A 21,222-nucleotide genomic window follows, 5' to 3' on the forward strand; every position below is an offset into this window, starting at 1 on the left:
CAGGAGAAGGAGGCGTCGATCTACCTCTCCAACGTCGTGCCCATCTGCCCCAGGTGCAACAAGCCGACCCGCGTCGGCCACCGGCGGCTGCCGGACGGCCGCGGCGAGCGCATCTGCCGGCGCTGCGGCGAGCCGCTGGGAGGCGAGTGAGCATGCCCCCCCGCCTGCGCGACCGCTACCGCGCCGAGATCGCCCCCGCGCTCATGCGCGACCTCGGCCTCGAGAACGCGCTGGCCGTGCCGCGCCTGGAGAAGATCGTGCTCAACATGGGGCTCGGCGAGGCGACGCAGAACCCCAAGCTGCTCGACTCCGCGGTCGAGGAGCTGGCGGCGATCAGCGGGCAGAAGCCCGTGGTCACGCGCGCCAAGAAGGCGATCGCGAACTTCAAGCTGCGCGAGGGCGTGCCGATCGGGGCGATGGTCACCCTGCGCGGCGATCGCATGTACGAGTTCTTCGACCGGCTGGTGAACGTGACCCTGCCGCGCGTGCGCGACTTCAAGGGCGTGCCCGACCGCGCCTTCGACGGGCGCGGCAACTACTCGCTCGGGCTCCGCGAGCAGGTCATCTTCCCCGAGATCAACCTCGACAAGGTGGACAAGATCAAGGGCCTCACGGTGGTCATCTGCACGACGGCGCGCAGCGACGCGCCGGGGAAGGCGCTCTTGAAGGCACTCGGCATGCCCTTCCGGGCTTGAACGGAAACGTGATCATGGCAAAGACCTGTCTCATGGTGAAGGCATCGCGCCCCCCGAAGTTCAAGGTGCGGGCCTACAACCGCTGCCCGCTGTGCGGGCGCCCGCGCGCCTTCTATCGCCGCTTCCGCATGTGCCGGCTCTGTCTCCGCCACCTCGCGCGCAAGGGGCAGATCCCCGGCCTCACCAAAGCGAGCTGGTGAGCGAGGGTTTTCGATGGACGAACCGAAGAGCCGACCCGCATGACGACTGACCCCATCGCCGACCTCCTGACGCGCATCCGCAACGCCGCCCACGCCCGCAAGCCGAGCGTCGACGTGCCGTGGGCGCGCCAGAAGGAGGAGATCGTCCGCGTGCTGGTGGAGGAGGGCTACCTCGGGGGGATGACGGTGGTGGAGGCCACGCCGTGCAACGTCCTGCGCATCGACCTGCGCTACGACGCGCAGCGGAAGCCCGTGATCAGCGGGCTCAAGCGCGTGAGCCGGCCGAGCCTGCGCGTCTACGTCGGCGTCAAGGATATCCCGGCCGTGCGGCGCGGGCTCGGCGTCAACGTCCTCTCCACCCCGAAGGGCATCCTGGTGGATCGGACCGCGCGGCGCGAGAACGTCGGCGGCGAGCTCCTCTGCACGGTCTGGTAGGCTCTGGTCATGTCACGGATCGGCAAGCTCCCCATCCCGGTGCCTGCAGGCGTGAAGGTGCAGGTCGGCGACGGGCTGGTGCGGGTGGAGGGCCCGAAGGGGAAGCTCGAGCGGCGCCTGGCGCCGGGAGTCACGGTCGCGGTCGAGAGCGGCAGGGTGCTGGTGACGCGCACGGACGACTCGCGCCGCGCGAGGAGCCTGCACGGACTCACGCAGCGGCTGGTCGGCAACATGATCCGCGGGGTGAGCAAGGGCTTCACGCGCGCGCTCGAGGTGAGCGGCGTCGGCTACCGCGCCGAGGCCCGCGGCAGCGTCGTCGTCCTGACCCTCGGCTACTCCCACCCGATCCACTTCCGGCTGCCGCCGGGGCTCTCCGCCAGGGTCGACCGCCAGGTGGCGATCACGCTCGAGGGCGCCGACCGCGAGCTCCTCGGCCAAGCCGCGGCCGCGCTGCGCAAGCTCCGGCCGCCCGAGCCCTACAAGGCGAAGGGCGTCAAGTACGCCGAGGAGCGCATCCGCCGCAAGGCCGGGAAGGCGGCGGGCGCCGCGGGGGCGCGCTGATGCGAACCAATCCCACCGCCGTCGCGCGGGGACGCCGCCGGGCGCGGGTGCGCAAGCGGGTGCGCGGCACCGAGGAGCGGCCCCGGCTCTCCGTCTTCCGCAGCGGCCGGCACACCTACGCGCAGGTAATCGCCGACAGCTCGGGCAGGACGCTGCTCGCGGTCTCGACGCTCACGCCCGAGCTGCGCGCGCAGCTCAAGAAGACCGCGGACGTGAGCGCCGCCAAGCAGGTGGGGCTCCTGGCCGCCCGGCGCTGCCGCGAGAAGGGAATCGAGGAGATCGTGTTCGACCGCAACGGCTTCCTCTACCACGGCCGCGTGCGCGCCGTCGCCGACGGGGCGCGCGAGGGCGGACTCAAGTTCTGAGAAAGGACCCATGGCGGAACGTTCCTCCGGCGGGCCTCGCCGCATCATCACCGACGCCCACGGCGTCGAGCTGAAGGAGAAGGTCGTCTACATCAACCGCGTGGCGAAGGTCGTCAAGGGCGGCCGGCGCTTCAGCTTCAGCGCGCTGGTGGTGGTGGGCGACCAGAACGGGCACGTCGGCTTCGGGCTCGGCAAGGCCAAGGAGGTGCCGGAGGCGATCCGCAAGGGCATCGACGAGGCCAAGAAGAGCCTCCTCGCGGTGCCCATCACCGACGGCACCATCCCCTACGAGGTGACCGGCAACTTCGGCGCCGGCACGGTGCTGCTCAAGCCCGCCTCCGACGGCACGGGCGTGATCGCGGGCGGCGGCGTGCGCGCGGTGGTGGAGCTGGCCGGCATCGCCAACGTCCTCACCAAGTGCATCGGCTCGAACAACCCGCACAACATGGTGCGCGCGACGATGGCCGCGCTCAAGCTGCTCCGCCCGCCGGAGGCGATCGCGGCGCTGCGCGGCAAGAACCTGGCGGAGCTGCGCGGCGCATGAAGGATCGCATCGTCAAGGCGACCCTCAGCCGGAGCGCGATCGGGACGAGCCCGCGCCAGCGCTCCACCCTGCGCGGCCTCGGCCTCACGCGGCGCGGCAAGGCGGTGCTCCTCAAGGACTCGCCCGCGGTGCGCGGCATGCTGCGCCTGGTGGCGCACCTGGTGGCGGTGGAGGAGTAGGGCATGAGCGCGAGCGACGGGCGGCCCGTGCATCTCGGACAGCTCCATCCCGCCCCGGGGGCGAGCCGCGCGCCGAAGCGCGTCGGCCGCGGCCCCGGCTCGGGCCAGGGCAAGACGGCCGGCCGCGGCCACAAGGGGCGGCGCTCGCGCTCGGGCGGCAACAGCCCGCCCGGCTACGAGGGCGGCCAGATGCCGCTCCAGCGGCGGCTCCCGAAGCGCGGCTTCCGCCCGGTCGCGCGCGTGCCGTACGCGATCGTGAACCTCGGCCAGCTCGCGGCCTTCCCCGCGGGCAGCATGGTGGGGCCCGAGGAGCTGCGCGCGCGCGGGCTGGTGCGCGGCCGCCATCCCGTCAAGTGCCTCGCCGACGGCGCGCTGCCGCACGCACTCACGGTGCGGCTGCAGGCGTTCAGCAAGCGCGCCCGGGAGCTGATCGCCGCCGCGGGCGGCAGTGCGGAGGTACTCGATGCTTGAAGGCTTCGCCAACGCCCCGCGGGTGCCCGAGCTCAGGCGGCGGCTTCTCTTCAGCGCCGTCGCCCTCGCCGTCTACCGCCTCGGGGTCGCCATCCCGACACCCGGCATCGACACCGCCGCCCTCAAGTCCTACTTCGACCAGGCGCGCGGCCTCCTCGGCCTGATCGGCGTGTTCACGGGCGGCGCGCTCGAGCGTTTCTCGATTTTCTCGCTCGGCATCATGCCCTACATCAGCGCGAGCATCATCCTCCAGCTGCTCACGGTCGTGATCCCCTACCTGGAGAAGCTCTCCAAGGAGGGTGAGCTCGGCCGGCGCAAGATCACCCAGTACACACGCTACGGCACGGTGCTGCTGTCGATGGTGCAGAGCCTGTTCATCGCGCGCGGCCTGGAGACCATCCAGGCCCCCGGGGGCGGCGGCGTGGTGTTCGAGCCCGGTTGGCACTTCCGGATCATGACCATGATCACGCTCACCACCGGGACCGCCTTCATCATGTGGCTCGGCGAGCAGATCAGCGAGCGCGGCATCGGGAACGGGATCTCGCTCATAATCTTCGCGGGCATCGTGGCGGGGATGCCGGGCGCCGCGGGCACGGTCGCCAACTTCGTGCGGCACGGCGAATGGTCGATCTTCCGGGCGGTCGCGATGGCGCTCCTCATGGTCGCGGTGGTGGCGGCCATCATCTACATGGAGCGCGCGCAGCGTCGCATCCAGGTGGCGTACGCCAAACGCATGGTGGGCCGGCGGATGTACAGCGGGCAGAGCTCGCACCTGCCGCTCAAGATCAACACCTCGGGCGTGATCCCGCCCATCTTCGCCTCCTCGATACTCCTCTTCCCGAGCACGGTGACCGGCTTCATCGACCACCCCGCGGCGCGCTGGGTGCAGGACCACCTCCAGCCGGGCAGCTGGCTCTACATGCTGGTGTACGTCGGGCTCATCGTCTTCTTCTGCTACTTCTACACGGCTGTCACCTTCAATCCGGCCGACGTCGCCGACAACATGAAGAAGTTCGGCGGCTACATCCCCGGTATCCGGCCGGGGCCGAGGACGGCGGAGTACATCGACCGCATCCTCACGCGCATCACGTTGACGGGCGCGCTCTACGTGGCCGCGGTCTGCGTGCTGCCGACCATCCTGATCAGCCGCTACAACGTGCCCTTCTACTTCGGCGGCACGGCCCTCCTGATCGTCGTCGGCGTCGCGCTCGACACGGTGTCGGCGATGGAGACGCACATGATCACCCGCAGCTACGAGGGCTTCATGAAGGGCGGCCGCATCCGGGGGCGGCGGTAGGGCGGGCGTGCTGAGGCACCTCGTTATGGGAACGCCGGGCGCAGGCAAGGGGACGCAGGCGAAGCTGCTGGCGAGCCGCTTCGGCGCGTGCCACGTCTCGACCGGCGACCTGCTGCGCGAGGCGGCGCGCCGCGGCTCGCAACTCGGGCTCGAGGCCAAGCGCTCCATGGAGCAGGGCCGGCTGGTCCCCGACGAGGTCGTGATCGACCTCGTCGCCGAGCGCCTCGACGCCGCCGACTGCCAGGGCGGCTTCCTCCTCGACGGTTTCCCGCGCACGCTGGCGCAGGCGCGGGCGCTCGACGCGCTGCTCGCGCGCCGCGGCCAGCCGCTCGGCGGCGTCCTCCTGATCACCCTGCCGCGCGAGGCCGCGCTCGAGCGCCTCGCCGGCCGGCGCGTGTGCGAGCAGTGCGGCGCCATGTTCCACCTGCGCTTCGGTCCACCCGCGCAGGCGGACCGCTGCGATCGCTGCGGCGGCCGGCTCGTGCAGCGCGCCGACGACCGCGAGGAGACCGTGCGCCACCGCATGGAGGTCTACGGGCGCGAGACCGCGCCCGTGCTCGAGCACTACCGGGCCGCCGGGCTCCTGCGCGAGGTCGACGGCGCCGGCAGCCCCGAGGACGTCTTCCGGCGCCTGGCGGCGAGCGTGTGATGATCCTGCTCAAGTCGAAGGACGACATCGAGCACATGCGGCGGGCGAACGTGATCGTCGCCGAGATCCTGGCCGCGGTGCGAGGGCACGTCCGGCCGGGCGTCGCCACCGCCGAGCTCGACGCGCTCGCCGAGGAGCTGACGCTCAGGCGCGGCGCGCGGCCGGCGTTCAAGGGCTACACGGTGGCCGGCCGCGTCTTCCCCGCCTCGATCTGCATCTCGATCAACGACGAGGTGGTGCACGGCATCCCGTCGCGCAAGCGCACGCTGCGCGAAGGAGACATCGTGGGACTCGACTTCGGGGTCTGCTACCGCGGCTACTACGGCGACGCGGCCCTGACCGTGCCGGTCGGGCGCGTGACGGCCGAGGCGGAGCGGCTGATGGAGGTCACCCGGGCGGCGCTCGTGGCCGGCATCGAGGCGGCCCAGGCCGGCGGCCACGTGGCCGACATCTCGGGCGCCATCCAGGACACGGCCGAGGCGGCGGGCTACTCGCTGGTGCGCGACTTCGTCGGCCACGGCATCGGACGCAGCCTGCACGAGGATCCGCAGGTGCCGAACTACCGCACCGGCGCGCGGGGCGTGCGCCTCGAGGAGGGCCTCGTGGTCGCCATAGAGCCGATGGTGTGCGCCGGGCGCCCCGAGGTCTACGTCAAGGAGGACGGCTGGACGGCGGCGACGCGCGACGGGCGGCTCTCGGCGCACTTCGAGCACTCCGTTGCGGTGACCGGCAACGGCCCGTATATTTTGAGTTTACCCTGAAGGCCCGACGCGACATGCAAGGCGACGCGATCGCCGTCAGCGGGACCGTCTCGCGGCTCATGCCGAACGCGCTCGTCCGCGTGCTGCTCGACAACGGCCACCAGGTGCTGGCCCACGTCTCGGGCGCGCTGCGCATGCGGTATCTTCGCATCGCGCCGGGCGACAAGGTGACGGTCGAGATCTCGCCGCTCGACCTGTCGCGGGGCCGGATCACGGCGCGCACGAGGTAGGACGCGAGCGTGAGCGAGGTCCCGAGCGAAGTGAGGGATTCAAAATGAAGGTGCGGGCTTCGATCAGGACGATCTGCAAGAAGTGCAAGGTGATCCGCCGCGCGGGCGTGGTGCGCGTGCTGTGCACCAACCCGCGCCACAAGCAGCGGCAGGGGTAGGGGGATGGCGCGACTCGCCGGAGTGGATCTGCCGCGCAACAAGCGCATGGAGATCGCCCTCACGTACATCCACGGCATCGGCCGGAGCGCGGCGCTCAAGCTGTGCGCCGAGGCGCGCGTCGATCCCGGGCGCAAGACCGACGACCTGACCGACGAGGAGACGACGCGGCTGCGCCGCGCGATCGACGCCGGCTACAAGGTCGAGGGCGACCTGCGCCGTGACGTCGCGGCGAGCATCAAGCGCATGGTCGACCTCGGCTGCTACCGCGGGCTGCGCCACCGGCGGAACCTGCCGGTGCGGGGCCAGCGGACGCACACCAACGCGCGCACGCGCAAGGGGCCGCGGCGCGCCATCGCGGGCAAGAAGCCGCCGCCCCAGAAGGGATGAGGGTTCGGGATGGCGAAGCAGAAGGAGGCGCCCGCCGCCGAGAAGCCGGCCGCGGCCGCGCCCGAGGCGGCGTCGGCGCGCCGCAAGAAAGCGAAGCGCATGGTGGCGGAGGGAGTGGTGCACATCCACTCCACCTTCAACAATACCATCATCAGCATCAGCGACGCGCAGGGCAACGTGGTGGCATGGTCGAGCGCGGGAGCGGTCGGCTTCAAGGGCTCGCGCAAGGGCACGCCCTTCGCCGCCCAGGTGGCGGCCGAGGCCGCGGCGCGCAAGGCCGGCGAGCTCGGCATGCGCCAGGTGCAGGTCTTCGTGAAGGGGCCGGGGGCGGGGCGTGAGGCCGCGCTGCGCAGCCTCCAGGCGGCGGGATTCACGGTGAACCTGATCAAGGACGTCACCCCCATCCCGCACAACGGCTGCCGGCCGCCCAAGCGGCGGCGGGTCTGAGGAGTCGACGTGGCACGATACACGGGGGCCGTCTGCCGGCACTGCCGGCGCGAGGGGTTGAAGCTCTTCCTGAAGGGCGAGCGCTGCTACACCGACCGCTGCGCCATCGAGCGGCGCAACTATCCGCCCGGCGAGCACGGCCAGGCACGCCCGAAGTTCAGCGAGTACTCCATCCAGCTGCGCGAGAAGCAGAAGCTGCGCCGCATCTACGGCGTGCTCGAGGCGCAGTTCCGTCGCTACTTCACGCTTGCCGACCGGACGCGCGGCGTGACCGGCGAGACGCTGCTCCAGCTCCTCGAGCGCCGGCTCGACAACATCGTCTACCGGCTCGGCTTCTCCACCTCGCGCGCCGAGGCGCGGCAGCTCGTGCGCCACGGACACTTCCGGGTGAATGGCAAGAAGGTCGACGTGCCCTCCTACCTGGTGAAGCGCGGGGACATCGTCTCCGTGCGCGAGCGCAGCCGCAAGGTCGCCCGCATCCAGGAGGCGCTCGAGCTGGCGCAGCGGCGCGGCGTGCCCGAATGGCTCGAGGTCGAACCCCAGGCGTTCAGCGGCACGGTGAAGGCGTTCCCGGTGCGGGCCGACCTGACGATGCCCATCAACGAGAAGCTGGTCGTCGAGCTCTACTCCAAGTGACGCGAGCAGAGGAAGGTGTCATGGAATTCGAAGCACTCGAAACGGAGAGCGCGGATACCCTCGCCCAGGACTGGCGCGAGCTGATCAAGCCGAAGCGGCTCGAGGTCGACGAGAAGAGCCTCACGCCCACCTATGGCAAGTTCTTCGGGGAGCCCTTCGAGCGCGGCTACGGCACGACGATCGGCAACGCGCTTCGCCGCGTGCTGCTCTCCTCGCTGCAGGGCGCGTCCATCGTCGCCCTGCGCGTGAAGGGCGTGTTGCACGAGTTCTCCACCGTCCCGGGCGTGACCGAGGACGTGACCGACATCGTGCTCAACCTGAAGGAGGTGCGAGTCAAGCTGCACGACAGCGCGGTCGAGGAGACGGCGCGCATCCAGGCCAAGGGGCCGCGCGAGGTCACGGCGGGCGACATCCAGGCCGGCCCGCGGGTCGAGATCCTGAACCCGCACCAGCACATCGCCACCCTCGCCAAGGACGCCGAGCTCGACGCCGAGCTCGTCATCCGCATGGGCCGCGGCTACGTGCCTGCCGAGCGCAACAAGCGCGAGGACGATGCGGTCGGCACCATCCCCATCGACGCGATCTTCTCGCCCATCACCAAGGTGAACTTCACGGTCACCAACGCACGCGTCGGGCAGCGGACCGACTACGACCGCCTGGTGCTGGAGGTGCACACCGACGGGAGCGTGCGGCCGGAGGACGCGGTCGCCCACGCGGCGCGCATCTTCCAGCAGCAGCTCGGCATCTTCGTGAACTTCGAGGAGGAGCCGTCGGCGGCGACGGGCGAGGGCGGCGAGCGGGGCGAGGCGCCGCAGAACGAGGCCCTCTACCGCCCGGTCGACGACCTCGAGCTCTCGGTGCGCTCGGCCAATTGCCTGCAGAACGCGGACATCAAGTACATCGGCGAGCTGGTGCAGAAGACCGAGCAAGAGATGCTCAAGACCAAGAACTTCGGCCGTAAATCGCTGAACGAGATCAAGGAGTTCCTGCACGAGATGGGGCTCTCGCTCGGCATGCGGGTCGAGAACTTCCCCTCGCGCGAGGAGCTCGATCGCCGCCGCATACAGCGGGAGAGGGAGACGTCCTAGGACATGCGCCACCGCGTTGCCGGCGTGAAGCTCGGGCGCACGGCGGCCCACCGCCGTGCGCTCTTCCGCAACCTGGTGACCGCGCTCCTCGAGCACGAGGTGGTGCGCACCACCGACGCCAAGGCGAAGGAGCTGCGCCGCTGGGGCGACCGCATGGTCACCCTCGGCAAGCAGGGGACGCTGCACGCCCGCCGGCGCGCCGCCGCGCTCATCCGGCGGCGCAGCGTCGTGAAGAAGCTCTTCGACGAGATCGCGCCGCGCTTTGCCTCCCGCGCGGGCGGCTACACACGCGTCGTCAAGCTGGGCGCGCGCCACGGGGATGCGGCGGCGCTCTCGGTGGTCGAGCTGGTCGAGCGCGCGGGGGCGAAGGCCGAGAAGCCGCCCGCGAAGAAGCCGGCCCGCCGGCGCGCCCCGGCCAAGGGCAAGGAGGCCGCCCCGGCGCGCCGTCGCCGGGCCGCGGCAGGTTGACCCGGCCCCCCGGCGGCGCGGGAGGCCGAGCGCGAGAGCGCTCGAGCCGGCCGACGGGATCCGGGGGCATCGGAAGGGCGCAGGGCGCCGCGCCCGAGCACTGGACGGGCCCCCGGGAGAGTTGACCGCCCGTGCGGTGGCGCATACAAGGAGCGCCATGCCGGCTCCCCGCGTCCCGGACCCGCACCCCGGCGGCTGTCTTTGGCGCTCGGGGGGCGGGGATGAAGCGCCACGTTGAAGGGCTCGTCCGCCAGGCGCTGAGCGCGGCGATCGCCGCGGGCGAGCTCGGCGCGCAGGAGCCGCCGGCCTTCGCCGTCGAGGTGCCGGGCGATCCCAGGTTCGGTGACCTCTCGACCAACGCCGCGCTCGTCCTGGCGCGCGCCGAGGGCCGCCCGCCGCAAGCCATCGCCCGCCTGCTGGCCGGCCACCTCGAGGCCGCGGCGCCTGGCGGCTGGCTCAAGGGGCCGCCGGAGGTCGCGGGCCCCGGCTTCATCAACATACGCCTCGCGCCGGCCTTCTGGCAGCGGATGCTCGCCGAGGCGCTGGCCGCGGGCGAGGCCTACGGGCGCTCGGCGGCGGGCGCCGGGCGCCGCGCGCAGGTCGAGTTCGTGAGCGCCAACCCGACCGGCCCGCTCACCGTCGGCCACGGGCGCAACGCGGTGATCGGCGACACGCTCGCGCGCCTGCTCGTGGCGACCGGCTGGCGGGTCGAGCGCGAGTACTACTTCAACAACGCCGGGCGGCAGATGAAGGTGCTGGCCGAGTCGGTGCGGGCCCGCTACCTGGAGCTCATCGGCGGGCCCGCCGGCTTCCCCGAGGACGGCTACCGGGGCGACTACGTCCGCGACATCGCGCGCGGCCTGGTCGAGCGCCACGGTGCGGCGCTCGCCCGAGACGACGGGGCCGCGTTCCGCGCCGCCGCCGAGCAATCGATCTTCGCCGCCATCCGCGCCACGCAGGAGCGCCTCGGGATCGCCTTCGATCACTACTTCAACGAAGACTCGCTCTACCGCTCGGGGGCGATCGAGCGCACCCTGGCGGCGCTCGAGGCGCGCGGCCTGGTCGAACGGCGCGAGGGGGCGGTGTGGCTCCGCGGCGCGGCGGTCGGCCTCGAGCAGGACCGCGTGCTGGTCAAGAGCTCGGGCGAGCCCGCCTACCGGCTGCCCGACATCGCGTATCATCTGGACAAGCTCGCGCGCGGCTTCGACGCCGTCATCGACGTGCTCGGCGCCGACCACATCGCCGAGCACCAGGAGGTGGCGGCGGCGCTGCGCGCGCTGGGGGCCGACGCGGCGCGCATCTGCCCGGTCATCTACCAGTTCGTGACCCTCACCCGGCACGGCGAGCAGGTGAAGATGTCCACGCGCCGGGCGGAGTACGTGACCCTCGACGAGCTGCTCGACGAGGTGGGGGTGGACGCGGCACGCTTCTTCTTCCTCATGCGCAAGTCCGACAGCCACCTCGAGTTCGACCTGGACCTCGCCAAGCAGCAGAGCACCGACAATCCCGTCTTCTACGTGCAGTACGCGTACGCCCGCATCGCGAGCGTGCTGCGCCAGGCGGCGGAGAGCGGCATCCCGCTCGCCGCCGAGCCGGACCTGTCGCCGCTCGGCGATCCCGAGGTGGAGGTGGTGCGCGCGGTCGCGAGCTACCCCGACGTGGTCGAGACGGCGGCGCGCGACCTGGAGCCCCACCGCGTCGTTTTCCACGCCCTCGACCTGGCCGGCGCCTTCCACCGCTACTATAATCGGCAGCGCATCCTGACCGAGGACCGCGCGCTGACGCAGGCTCGGCTCGCGCTGGTGTGCGCCGTCCAGCAGGTGCTGCGCGGCGCGCTCGGGCTGGCCGGCGTGACGGCGCCCGAGCGGATGTGAAGGAGGGGGGATGGCGAGAGAGGCGCGCGGCGGGCTCGGGCTGGGAGATCGGCTGGTCATCCTCGTCGCCTGGATCGCCACCTGCGGCGTCGTGTACCTCCTCGGCTTCTACGTCGGGAAGGGCTCGCAGGCGCGCAGCCTGGGCGAGCAGCAGGTGATGCGCCTGGCCGTCACCTCCGCGCCGCCGCCCGGGGGGCAGCATCCGAAGGCGGAGCCCGAGTTCGCCTTCTACGACAAGCTGATGGGCGAGCATGGCCCCGAGCGGGCGCCCGAGCCGGAAAGGGTGCGCGAGGAGGCGAAGCCGGCCCCGCCGGCAGAGCCCGGGCTCCCGCGACAGGCCGCGGCGGCGACGCCCCCGCTGGCGCCGGTGGTGGCGAAGCCCGCGCGGCACGCTCCGATGGCGCTCGCGGCCAAGCCGCGCCCGCGGCCGTTCCACCTGACGGCGAACGTTCCCGAGAAGCTTGTCGCGCCGAAGCTGCCGGCCCCGGTGCACGCCGCTCCGCCCGAGCCGCCGCGCAGCGCGAGGGCGCTCCCGCCGCCCCCCGCGGGCGGCTTCACGGTGCTCGCCAACCCGACCCGCGGCCGCGACGAGGCCGATCACCTCGTGAAGCAGCTCCGCGGCCGCGGCTACGACGCCAACCTGGTACGCGTGGTGCGCGACGGCGACACCTGGTACCGCGTGCAGGTCGGCCGCTTCACCACCTCCGAGCAGGCGACCGAGATGATGCACCGCCTGCGCGAGCACGAAGGTATCGAGCACGCCTTCGTGGCCTCGGAATGAAGCGCGCAGCGCGCACAGAGGCGGCCGAAGCGCGCACGCTGCGCGCCGGGGCCACCTGGCCCGCGCGCGGCGACCTCGCGACGCTCGCGCGCGAGGGAAACCTGATCCCCGTCTGCCGCGAGATCCTGGCCGACCTGGAGACGCCGGTGTCGGCGTTCCTGAAGATCCATCGCGGGCCGTACGGCTTCCTCCTGGAGAGCGTCGAGGGCGGCGAGAAGTGGGGGCGCTACAGCTTCCTCGGCACCGAGCCGGCGCGCGTCTGGCGCAGCCGCGGGCGCACGCTCGAGATCGAGACGCCGGGCCGCCCGCCGGTGCGCCACACGGTGGACGACCCGTTCGAGGCGCTCCGGCGGCTGCTCGCGGAGTACCGCCCCGTGGCCGTCCCCGGCCTGCCGCGCTTCGCGGGCGGCGCCGTCGGCTACATCGGCTACGAGATGGCGCGTGCCTTCGAGCGGCTGCCCGAGCGCGCCACCGACGACCTCGGGCTGCCGGACGCCTGCCTGCTCCTCGCCGAGAGTCTCCTCGTCTTCGACAACGTGGCGCAGAAGATCAAGGTCGTGTCGCACGTGCACGTGCGCGGGGGCGAGTCGCTCGAGGCGGCGTACGATGCCGCGGTGGCGCGCATCGACGCGCTGGTCGCCCGCCTCGCGGTGCCGCCGATCGAGCCCGCGCCGGTCGACGCGGCGCCCGGCGAGGTGCGCTCGAACTTCACCCAGGCCGCCTACGAGAAGATCGTCGCACGCGCCAAGGAGTACATCCGCGCCGGCGACGTCATCCAGGTCGTGCTGGCGCAGCGCTTCGAGCTGCCGCTCGCGGCGGCGCCCTTCAACGTCTACCGCTGCCTCCGGACCGTGAACCCCTCACCCTACATGTTCTACCTGGCGCTCGGCGACCACGCGCTCGCCGGCGCCTCGCCCGAGGTGATGGTGCGGGTCGAGGGCGGCGAGGTGACGGTGCGTCCGATCGCCGGCACGCGCCCGCGCGGCACGGTCGAGCGCGAGGACGCGGCGCTCGCCGCCGAGCTGGCGGCCGACCCCAAGGAGCGCGCCGAGCACGTCATGCTCCTCGACCTGGGGCGGAACGACGTGGGGCGCGTCGCCGCGACCGGCACGGTGCAGGTGACCGAGAGCTTCGTGATCGAGCGCTATTCGCACGTCATGCACCTGGTCTCCAACGTGCGCGGCACGCTGGCGCCCGGGAGCGACTGCTTCGACGCCTTCCGCGCCACCTTCCCGGCCGGCACGCTGAGCGGCGCGCCCAAGATCCGCGCCATGGAGATCATCGAGGAGCTCGAGCCGGTCCGGCGCGGCGTGTACGGCGGCGCGGTCGGCTACTTCGCGTTCTCGGGCGCGATGGATACGGCGATAACCATTCGGTTCGTCCTGTTCCGCGGCGGGCGCGTTTACGTCCAGGCGGGCGCCGGCATCGTCGCCGACTCCGATCCCGAGGCGGAGCACCGGGAGTGCCTGAACAAGTCGCGCGCCATGCTGCAGGCGGTGCGCCTGGCGGAGGCGCTGTGACGGCGATGCCGCGCCTCCTCATGATCGACAACTACGACTCCTTCACCTACAACCTCGTCCAGTACCTGGGCGAGCTCGGCGCCGCGGTCGACGTACGCCGCAACGACGCCGTCACGCTGGAGGAGGTGGGGGCGCTCCGCCCCGACGGCGTCGTGATCTCGCCCGGGCCGTGCACGCCGCGCGAGGCGGGCGTCTCGGTGCCGTTGATCGAGCGCTTCGCGGGCGAGATCCCCATCCTCGGCGTCTGCCTCGGGCACCAGGCGATCGGCGCCGCCTTCGGCGGCGCGATCGTGCGCGCCGGGCGCATCATGCACGGGAAGACCTCGCCCATCCTGCACGACGGGCGCGGGCTGTTCGCGGGCGTTCCGCAAGGCTTCGCGGCGACGCGCTATCACTCGCTGGTGATCGACCCCGCGACGCTGCCGGCCGAGCTCGAGCGCTCGGCGTGGACCGCCGAGGACGAGATCATGGGCGTCCGGCACCGCGCGCTGTTCGTCGAGGGCGTGCAGTTCCACCCCGAGTCGATCCTCACCACCGAGGGCAAGCGGCTGCTCGGCAACTTCCTCGCTCGCCTGCGCGGCGGCCGGCCAGCGCGCGCCGCCTGAAGGGAAGGGGCGGTGCCGCTCCGCAAGGCGATCGCGCGCGTGGTCCACGGCCACGACCTCTCCGAGGCCGAGATGGCGGCGTGCATGGAGGAGGTGCTCTCGGGCGAGGCTAGCCCGGCGCAGGTAGCCGGCCTGCTGGTCGCGCTCCGCATGAAGGGTGAGGTGGTCGCCGAGCTGGCAGGCGCGGCGCGTGTGTTGCGCGCCCATGCCGTGCCCATCCCTGACGTGCCGGCCGACGCGATCGACACCTGCGGCACCGGCGGCGACGGCGCCGGCACGCTCAACGTCTCGACCGCCGCCGGCCTGGTCGCCGCGGCCGCCGGCGTCCCGGTCGCCAAGCACGGCAACCGCGCCGTGTCGGGCGGGGTGGGTGGCGCGGACGCCCTCGAGGCGCTCGGGGTCGGGCTCACGCTCTCGCCCCCGGCGCTCTCGGCGTGTCTCGGCACGGTGGGCTTCGCCTTCCTCTACGCGCCGGCGCTGCAGCCGGCGCTGCGGCACGCGGCCGCGCCACGCCGCGAGCTCGGCATCCGCACGCTCTTCAACCTGCTCGGCCCGCTCGCCAACCCCGCCCGCGTACGGCGCCAGGTGATCGGCGTGTTCGACCGGCGCTGGCTCGAGCCGGTGGCGCAGGTCCTCGCTCGTCTCGGGACCGAGCGCGCGTGGGTCGTGCATGGCGCGGGCGGCCTCGACGAGCTGGCGCTCGAGGGCGAGAGCGCGGTGGCCGAGCTCGCCGGGGGCGCGGTCCGCCTGCGCACGGTGACCGCGGCCGAGGCGGGGCTCGGGCCGGCGCCGATCGCTGCGCTGCGCGTCGGCTCGGTGGCGGAGGCGGCCGAGCGGCTGCGCGCCATCCTCGGGGGCGAGCGCGGGCCGGGGCGGGACGTCGTGTGCCTGAACGCCGCGGCGGCGCTCGTGGTGGCAGGCCGCGCGGCGGACCTGCGCGAGGGGGCGGCGTTCGCGGCGGCGGCGATCGATCGGGGGCGCGCATCCGCGCTCCTCGAGCGGCTGGTCGCGTTCACGACCGCGCGGGCGGACCGGGTCACGTGATGACCCTGCTCGACGACATCCTCGCAGCCAAGCGCGATGAGGTGGCGGCGCACCGTCAGGCGACGCCGCCGTCGGCCCTCCGCGAGCGGCCGCTCTACGCCGAGCCGCGGCGCGGCTTCCGCGCCGCGCTCGCCGCCCGCCCGGCGCCGGCCGTCGTCGCGGAGCTGAAGCGCGCCTCCCCCTCGCGCGGCGAGATGCGCCGGGCGTACGACCCCGCCGCCATCGCGCGCGCCTACGCCGCGGCCGGGGCGGCGGCGCTCTCGGTGCTGACCGACGGCCCGTTCTTCGGGGGCGCGCTCGAGCACCTGGTCGCGGCGCGTGCGGCCTCGGGGCTGCCCTGCCTGCGCAAGGACTTCCTGATCGACCCGTACCAGATCGACGAGGCGCGCGCCTTCGGCGCCGACGCGGTGCTGCTGATCGTCGCAGCGGTCGGGGCAGGGCAGGGCGCCGACCTGATGGCGGCGGCTGCGGCCGCTGGCCTCGAGGTCCTGGTCGAGGTGCACACCGAGGCCGAGCTCGGGCGCGCGGCGGCGCTCGGCGCCACCCTCGTCGGTATCAACAACCGCGACCTCGCCACCTTCGCCGTCTCCCTCGCGACGCTCGAGCGCCTCGCGCCGCGCGCGCCGGCGGGGGCGCTCGTGGTGGCGGAGAGCGGGCTCCGCTCGGCAGCCGACGTGCGCCGCATGACGGCGGCCGGCGCGCACGCCGTTCTGGTCGGGGAGGCGTTCATGGAGCGGCCCGACCCGGGCGCGGCCCTCGCGGAGTGGCTCCGGTGCCCGTGAAGGTGAAGATCTGCGGCGTGTGCACGGTCGAGGACGCGCGCGCCGCCGTCGCCGCCGGCGCCGACTTCGTGGGGCTCAACTTCCACCCGAGAAGCCCGCGCTCCGTGACCCCCGAGGCTGCGGGCGACATCGCGCAGGCGGTGCCCGGCGGCACGCTGGTGGGCGTCTTCGTCGACGCGCCCCGCACTCGGGTCGAGGAGATCGCGGCGCGGGTCGGCCTCTCCGCGCTCCAGTTCCACGGCGACGAGGACGCCGAATACTGCCGTGGCTGGGGCTGGCGGACGATCAAGGCGATCCGCGCCCGTCCGGGCACGGACCTGGCCGCGCTCGCCGCGCGCTACCCGACCGACTACCTCTTGCTCGACAGCTTCGTCGCCGGCCAGCCGGGCGGCACGGGGGTCGCGCTCGATCCCGCGGCTGCGGCCGGGCTGCCCGTGGCGCGCCTCTTCGTGGCCGGCGGGCTCCACCCCGACACGGTGGCCCAGGTCGTGCGCGCCCTGCGCCCCTTCGGCGTCGACGTCGCGTCCGGGGTGGAGGCCCGCCCCGGGAGGAAGGACCATGCCAAGATCGAGGAGTTCATCCGCCGCGCCAAGGCTGCCTAGGCACCCCGCGCGGCCCGACAGCCCGAGGGCGCTCCCCGACGCCGCCGGTCACTTCGGTCAGTACGGCGGCCGTTACGTCTCGGAGACGCTGATGCCGGCGCTCATCGAGCTGGAGCGCGCCTACCTGCGGCTCCGGCGCGAGGCGGCGTTCCGGCGCGAGCTTGCAACCTGGCTGCGCGAGTACGCGGGCCGGCCGACGCCGCTCTACTTCGCGCGCCGTCTCTCGCGCCGCCTGGGCGGCGCGCGCATCTATCTGAAGCGCGAGGACCTCCTCCACACCGGCGCGCACAAGATCAACAACACGATCGGCCAGGGGCTCCTCGCGCGCCGGCTCAAGAAGACCCGTCTCATCGCCGAGACGGGCGCGGGGCAGCACGGGGTGGCGACGGCGACCGTGGCGGCGCTCTTCGGCATGCGCTGCGAGATCTTCATGGGCGCCGAGGACGTGCGGCGTCAGAGCCTCAACGTCTTTCGCATGAAGCTCCTCGGCGCGACCGTGACCGTGGTCGAGTCGGGGAGCCGCACGCTCAAGGACGCCATGAACGAGGCGCTGCGCGACTGGATCGCGACCGTGCGCGACACCTTCTACGTGATCGGCTCGGTCGCCGGCCCGCACCCCTACCCGCTCATGGTGCGCGAGTTCCAGGCGGTGATCGGCGACGAGGCCCGCCGCCAGGTGCTGCGCGCCTGCGGGCGGCTGCCTGACGCGTGCATCGCGTGTGTCGGCGGCGGGAGCAACGCCCTGGGGCTCTTCCAAGCCTTCCGCCGCGACCGGCGCGTCGAGCTGATCGGCGTCGAGGCGGCGGGGCGCGGGCTCGAGACGGGCGCGCACGCGGCCCCGCTCACGGCCGGGCAGGTGGGCGTGCTGCACGGCAGCAAGAGCTATCTCCTCCAGGACGAGACCGGGCAGGTCCGGAGCGCGCACTCGATCTCCGCCGGCCTCGACTACCCCGGCGTCGGCCCCGAGCACGCCTATCTCCGCGACAGCGGGCGCGCCGCCTACGTCACCGTGACCGACGACGAGGCGGTGGAGGGACTCCGGCTGCTCACCGCCACCGAGGGCATCATCCCCGCGCTCGAGAGCGCGCACGCGGTGGCGCACGCCGTCCGCCTGGCCCCGCGCCTCGACCGCCGCCAGATCCTGCTCGTCAACCTCTCCGGCCGCGGCGACAAGGACATGGGAACGGTCGCCGAGCACCTCGGGGTGAAGCTCGCGTGAGCCGCATCGCGGGGACCTTCGCGGCGCTCGGCGCGCGCGGCCAGGTGGCGCTGGTGCCGTACTTCACGGCGGGGGACCCGGACCTCCCCACCACCCGCGACCTGGTGCGCGCCGCGGTCGCCGAGGGTGCCGACGTGATCGAGCTCGGCGTGCCGTTCTCGGATCCGATGGCCGACGGCCCCGTCCTCCAGCGCTCGGCGGCGCGCGCGCTCGCCGCCGGGATGACGCTGCCGCGCGTCCTCGAGCTGGTGGCGAAGCTGCGCAGCGAGATCGCGCAGCCGATCGTGCTGTTCGGCTACTACAACCCGTTCTTCCGCTACGGCGTGGAGCGCATCGCGGCCGACGCGGCGGCCGCCGGCGCGGACGGCTTCCTGTGCGTCGACCTGCCGCCCGAGGAGGCGGCCGATCTGCGCGCCGCGGCGCACGGCGCCGGGCTCGATCTGATCGCACTGCTCGCGCCCACCACGCCCATCGCGCGCGTGCGCACCATCGCGCGTGCGGCGAGCGGCTTCCTCTACTTCGTATCGGTGCTCGGGGTGACCGGCACGCGCGCGGAGCTGCCCGCGGAGCTGCCGGCGCTGGTGCGCGGCGCACGCGCCGTCACGACGCTCCCGCTCGGCGTCGGCTTCGGCGTCTCCCGCCCCGAGCAGGCCGCCTGGATCGCCGGCTTCGCCGACGCGGTCATCGTGGGGAGCGCGCTCGCGCGCCTGCTGGAGGAGGGCGAGCGGGAGGCGCCGGCGCGGGTGGCGAGCTTCGTCGGCGGGCTCAGAAGGGCCATCGGGGCCGCGACGTCGGCGCGCACCGCATGAGCGAGGTCGAGCGCGCGTCGCCCGAGGCGGGCCCGGCGGCGTGGGAGAAGTGCCCGGGCTGCGGGCAGATCAACGCCAAGAAGGTCCTCGAACGGCGGCTCTTCGTCTGCCCGCGCTGCGGCCACCACCTCCGCCTCACGCTCGAGCAGCGCCTGCTCGTCACCGTCGACCCCCGCTCCCTCCGCGAGCGCGACGCCCGGGTGGGCGCGGCCGACCCGCTCGGCTTCCGCGACCGGCGCGCGTACGCGGAGCGGCTGGCCGCCGTCCGGCGCGAGACGGGACGGAACGAGGCGGTCCTGACCGGCACGGCGCGCATCGGCGGCCATCCGGTCGCGCTCGGGGTGTTCGACTTCGCCTTCCTCGGCGGCAGCATGGGGAGCGGCGTCGGCGAGCGCCTCACGCGACTCATCGAGCACGCGGCCGCGAAGCGGCTCCCGCTGGTCGTGGTCTCGGCCTCGGGCGGCGCGCGCATGCAGGAGGGCATCTTCTCGCTCCTCCAGATGGCGAAGATCGCCGCGGCGCTGGCGCGGCTCGGCACCCGCGGTGTCCCGTTCCTCTCGGTGATGACCGACCCCACCACCGGCGGCGTAGCAGCCTCGCTCGCCCTCCTGGGCGACGTCAACCTGGCCGAGCCGGGCGCGCTCATCGGCTTCGCCGGGCCGCGCGTCGTCGAGCAGACGATGCGCCAGAAGCTGCCGCCGGGCTTCCAGCGTGCCGAGTTCCTGCTCGAGCGCGGCATGCTCGACCGCATCGTGCCGCGCGCCGAGCTGCGCACGACGCTCGCGCGGCTGCTCGACCTGCTCGCGGGCCCGCGCGTCGCCCCCAGACGGCGCCGGCCGCCGTGACCTACGAGGAGACCGTCGCCTACCTGGCCGGTCTCGAGGTGTCGGCCGGCTGGGACCTGAAGCTCGAGCGCATGGGCGCCGCGCTCGCGCGCCGCGGGTATCCCGAGGCGCGCTGGCCCGCCCTCCACGTCGCCGGCACGAACGGCAAGGGCTCGACGGCGGCCATGCTGGATGCGGTCCTCACCGCGGCCGGGTACCGGACCGGCCTCTATACCTCGCCTCACCTGGTCGACTTCGTCGAGCGCATCCGCATGGGGGGGCGGACGATCCCGCGCGCGGCGGTCGTCGAATTGGTCGCGGCGCTGCGCGCCGACCTCGAGGCGGCGGGCATCGTGCTCACGCACTTCGAGTTCGCGACCCTGATCGCGTTCGAGTGGTTCGCACGGGTCGGCATCGACGTCGGGGTGATCGAGGTCGGCCTGGGCGGCCGCCTCGACGCGACCAACCTGGTCCGGCCGGCGGTCACGGCGATCACCTCGATCGCGCTCGATCACGAGGCCTGGCTCGGGCACGACCTGGCGGCGATCGCGGCGGAGAAGGCCGGCATCCTGAAGGCCGGCGTACCGCTCGCGCTCGGGCGGCTTCCGGAGGAGGCGGCGCGCGTCGTGCTCGCCCGCGCGGCGGAGGTCGGCGCGCCGGTCGCCCGGGTGGGTACCGACGCCGCGCTCGGGGAGGCCCCGGGCGGGCTCGCCTTCCGCGGCCCGGGCGCCAGCTGGGACCACTTGAGCCTGGCGCTCCCCGGGGTCTTCCAGCGCGACAATGCCGCCGTAGCCCTGACGGCGCTCGCGCTCGTGCGCGAGCGCTTCCCGTGCGCACCGGAGGCGGTGCGCGCCGGTCTCGCCGCGGTGCGCTGGCCCGGGCGGCTGGCCGTCCTCCGCGAGCGGCCGCTCGTCGTCGTCGACGGGGCCCACAATCCCGCGGGCGCCGCGGCGCTCGCCGCGGAGCTGCCGGGCGTCGCGGGCGAGCGGCGGGTCGTCCTCGTGTTCGCGGTGATGGCCGACAAGGACTGGCGCGCGATGCTCGAGCCGCTGCTCGAGCGTTCCGCGCGTGTGATCGTCACCCGGGTCGGCCGCCGCGCGGCCGACCCGCAGGCCCTCGCCGACGCGCTCCAGGGGCGCGTGCCCGCCCTGGCGGTCGACGATGCGCCGACCGCGCTGCGCGCGGCGCTCTCCTCGGCCGGCCCCGACGAGGCCGTGCTCGTGACCGGCTCGCTCTTCCTCGTCGGCGAGGCGTACGCCGAGCTGGGCGGCCGGCGCGCGCTCTTCGAGCCCTGGCAGCCCCCGGGGTCGGGTGCTACAGAGGCGGCCTCATGAGGCTCGGGTGGGCGGTGCCCCACGCGCGTCACGTGGTGGTCGGCTCGACGCTCGTCCTCGTCGCCGCGGCGGCCGCGCCGGCGGCGGAGGTCCGCGTCCTCTCCGGGCCGGGAGCCGCCAGCACGGTCACCGTCGGCGCCGAGCCCGGGGTCGCGATCGAGGACCGCACGCCGGGCGCCAAGCCGGCCGGGGCGCCGAGCGGCCCGGCGAGCTCGGGCGAGACCTTCACGGGCGAGATCACGCTCTTCCTCTCCGG

At 73.5% G+C, this 21,222-nt stretch carries 31 protein-coding genes; all 31 read left to right on the plus strand.

All coding sequences use genetic code 11. The annotated features are described in order from the left end of the window. Positions 1–150, plus strand: a 150-nt coding sequence (locus tag E6J59_03590) for a 50S ribosomal protein L24 (GenBank protein TMB22500.1), incomplete at its 5' end; no start/stop codon positions are given. A gap of 2 nt (positions 151–152) precedes the next feature. Continuing rightward, entirely contained in the window at positions 153–695 is a 543-nt protein-coding gene (gene rplE / locus E6J59_03595; GenBank protein ID TMB22501.1) for a 50S ribosomal protein L5, read from the plus strand. Positions 696–709: 14 nt separating this feature from the next. After that, entirely contained in the window at positions 710–895 is a 186-nt protein-coding gene (locus E6J59_03600; protein ID TMB22502.1) for a type Z 30S ribosomal protein S14, read from the plus strand. 39 nt (positions 896–934) lie between these two features. After that, positions 935–1,330, plus strand: coding sequence for a 30S ribosomal protein S8 (gene rpsH, locus E6J59_03605; protein ID TMB22503.1), 396 nt, complete (start codon positions 935–937; stop codon positions 1,328–1,330). 9 nt (positions 1,331–1,339) lie between these two features. Further along, complete coding sequence (locus E6J59_03610) at positions 1,340–1,891, plus strand: 50S ribosomal protein L6 (GenBank protein ID TMB22504.1); 552 nt, start codon at positions 1,340–1,342, stop codon at positions 1,889–1,891. After that, positions 1,891–2,256: a 50S ribosomal protein L18 gene (locus E6J59_03615; GenBank protein TMB22505.1), complete on the plus strand. Its 366-nt coding sequence runs from the start codon at positions 1,891–1,893 to the stop codon at positions 2,254–2,256. The genes E6J59_03610 and E6J59_03615 overlap by 1 nt, the downstream gene beginning before the upstream one ends. A gap of 10 nt (positions 2,257–2,266) precedes the next feature. Next, complete coding sequence (locus E6J59_03620; protein ID TMB22506.1) at positions 2,267–2,800, plus strand: 30S ribosomal protein S5; 534 nt, start codon at positions 2,267–2,269, stop codon at positions 2,798–2,800. After that, entirely contained in the window at positions 2,797–2,979 is a 183-nt protein-coding gene (rpmD, locus tag E6J59_03625; GenBank protein ID TMB22507.1) for a 50S ribosomal protein L30, read from the plus strand. Before E6J59_03620 ends, rpmD begins: the two co-directional genes overlap by 4 nt. Positions 2,980–3,006: 27 nt before the next feature. After that, positions 3,007–3,450: a 50S ribosomal protein L15 gene (locus tag E6J59_03630; GenBank protein ID TMB22527.1), complete on the plus strand. Its 444-nt coding sequence runs from the start codon at positions 3,007–3,009 to the stop codon at positions 3,448–3,450. Next, positions 3,443–4,747: a preprotein translocase subunit SecY gene (secY, locus tag E6J59_03635; protein ID TMB22508.1), complete on the plus strand. Its 1,305-nt coding sequence runs from the start codon at positions 3,443–3,445 to the stop codon at positions 4,745–4,747. Before E6J59_03630 ends, secY begins: the two co-directional genes overlap by 8 nt. A 10-nt stretch (positions 4,748–4,757) precedes the next feature. Next, positions 4,758–5,396 carry an adenylate kinase gene (locus E6J59_03640; protein ID TMB22528.1) on the plus strand — a complete coding sequence of 213 codons (639 nt, stop codon included), beginning with the start codon at positions 4,758–4,760 and terminating at the stop codon, positions 5,394–5,396. Then, on the plus strand, positions 5,396–6,157 hold the full coding sequence (gene map / locus E6J59_03645) for a type I methionyl aminopeptidase (protein ID TMB22509.1): 762 nt from the start codon (positions 5,396–5,398) through the stop codon (positions 6,155–6,157). Before E6J59_03640 ends, map begins: the two co-directional genes overlap by 1 nt. Positions 6,158–6,171: 14 nt before the next feature. Continuing rightward, positions 6,172–6,387, plus strand: coding sequence for a translation initiation factor IF-1 (gene infA / locus E6J59_03650; protein ID TMB22510.1), 216 nt, complete (start codon positions 6,172–6,174; stop codon positions 6,385–6,387). Between the two features lie 44 nt (positions 6,388–6,431). Beyond that, positions 6,432–6,545 (plus strand): 50S ribosomal protein L36, encoded by a 114-nt coding sequence (gene rpmJ / locus E6J59_03655; GenBank protein ID TMB22511.1) that lies wholly within the window; start codon positions 6,432–6,434, stop codon positions 6,543–6,545. Between the two features lie 4 nt (positions 6,546–6,549). After that, on the plus strand, positions 6,550–6,933 hold the full coding sequence (gene rpsM / locus E6J59_03660; protein TMB22512.1) for a 30S ribosomal protein S13: 384 nt from the start codon (positions 6,550–6,552) through the stop codon (positions 6,931–6,933). Positions 6,934–6,942: 9 nt separating this feature from the next. Continuing rightward, positions 6,943–7,380 (plus strand): 30S ribosomal protein S11, encoded by a 438-nt coding sequence (rpsK, locus tag E6J59_03665; GenBank protein TMB22513.1) that lies wholly within the window; start codon positions 6,943–6,945, stop codon positions 7,378–7,380. A 9-nt stretch (positions 7,381–7,389) separates the two neighbouring features. Then, positions 7,390–8,016 (plus strand): 30S ribosomal protein S4, encoded by a 627-nt coding sequence (gene rpsD / locus E6J59_03670; protein TMB22514.1) that lies wholly within the window; start codon positions 7,390–7,392, stop codon positions 8,014–8,016. A gap of 20 nt (positions 8,017–8,036) precedes the next feature. After that, positions 8,037–9,104 (plus strand): DNA-directed RNA polymerase subunit alpha, encoded by a 1,068-nt coding sequence (locus tag E6J59_03675; GenBank protein ID TMB22515.1) that lies wholly within the window; start codon positions 8,037–8,039, stop codon positions 9,102–9,104. A gap of 3 nt (positions 9,105–9,107) precedes the next feature. After that, entirely contained in the window at positions 9,108–9,572 is a 465-nt protein-coding gene (locus tag E6J59_03680; protein TMB22516.1) for a 50S ribosomal protein L17, read from the plus strand. 221 nt (positions 9,573–9,793) lie between these two features. Then, positions 9,794–11,446, plus strand: coding sequence for an arginine--tRNA ligase (locus E6J59_03685; GenBank protein TMB22517.1), 1,653 nt, complete (start codon positions 9,794–9,796; stop codon positions 11,444–11,446). Positions 11,447–11,456: 10 nt separating this feature from the next. Next, positions 11,457–12,227 (plus strand): hypothetical protein, encoded by a 771-nt coding sequence (locus E6J59_03690; GenBank protein TMB22518.1) that lies wholly within the window; start codon positions 11,457–11,459, stop codon positions 12,225–12,227. Further along, positions 12,224–13,747 (plus strand): anthranilate synthase component I, encoded by a 1,524-nt coding sequence (gene trpE, locus E6J59_03695; GenBank protein ID TMB22519.1) that lies wholly within the window; start codon positions 12,224–12,226, stop codon positions 13,745–13,747. Before E6J59_03690 ends, trpE begins: the two co-directional genes overlap by 4 nt. Positions 13,748–13,752: 5 nt before the next feature. Then, positions 13,753–14,352, plus strand: coding sequence for an aminodeoxychorismate/anthranilate synthase component II (locus E6J59_03700; protein ID TMB22520.1), 600 nt, complete (start codon positions 13,753–13,755; stop codon positions 14,350–14,352). A 12-nt stretch (positions 14,353–14,364) separates the two neighbouring features. Beyond that, a complete protein-coding gene (trpD, locus tag E6J59_03705; GenBank protein TMB22521.1) occupies positions 14,365–15,396 on the plus strand; it encodes an anthranilate phosphoribosyltransferase in 1,032 nt (343 codons plus the stop codon). Continuing rightward, positions 15,393–16,178 carry an indole-3-glycerol phosphate synthase TrpC gene (trpC, locus tag E6J59_03710; protein TMB22522.1) on the plus strand — a complete coding sequence of 262 codons (786 nt, stop codon included), beginning with the start codon at positions 15,393–15,395 and terminating at the stop codon, positions 16,176–16,178. The genes trpD and trpC overlap by 4 nt, the downstream gene beginning before the upstream one ends. Next, complete coding sequence (locus tag E6J59_03715) at positions 16,169–16,780, plus strand: phosphoribosylanthranilate isomerase (protein TMB22529.1); 612 nt, start codon at positions 16,169–16,171, stop codon at positions 16,778–16,780. Before trpC ends, E6J59_03715 begins: the two co-directional genes overlap by 10 nt. Further along, complete coding sequence (gene trpB, locus E6J59_03720; protein ID TMB22523.1) at positions 16,737–17,999, plus strand: tryptophan synthase subunit beta; 1,263 nt, start codon at positions 16,737–16,739, stop codon at positions 17,997–17,999. The genes E6J59_03715 and trpB overlap by 44 nt, the downstream gene beginning before the upstream one ends. Further along, entirely contained in the window at positions 17,996–18,808 is an 813-nt protein-coding gene (locus E6J59_03725; protein ID TMB22524.1) for a tryptophan synthase subunit alpha, read from the plus strand. The genes trpB and E6J59_03725 overlap by 4 nt, the downstream gene beginning before the upstream one ends. Continuing rightward, complete coding sequence (locus E6J59_03730) at positions 18,805–19,653, plus strand: acetyl-CoA carboxylase carboxyltransferase subunit beta (protein ID TMB22525.1); 849 nt, start codon at positions 18,805–18,807, stop codon at positions 19,651–19,653. Before E6J59_03725 ends, E6J59_03730 begins: the two co-directional genes overlap by 4 nt. 71 nt (positions 19,654–19,724) lie before the next feature. Further along, positions 19,725–20,966 carry a bifunctional folylpolyglutamate synthase/dihydrofolate synthase gene (locus E6J59_03735; GenBank protein TMB22530.1) on the plus strand — a complete coding sequence of 414 codons (1,242 nt, stop codon included), beginning with the start codon at positions 19,725–19,727 and terminating at the stop codon, positions 20,964–20,966. Further along, positions 20,963–21,222, plus strand: a 260-nt coding sequence (locus E6J59_03740; GenBank protein ID TMB22526.1) for a hypothetical protein, incomplete at its 3' end; no start/stop codon positions are given. The genes E6J59_03735 and E6J59_03740, both read left to right, overlap by 4 nt.

This window comes from Deltaproteobacteria bacterium (assembly GCA_005879795.1).
Classification (GTDB): domain Bacteria; phylum Desulfobacterota; class Binatia; order DP-6; family DP-6; genus DP-6.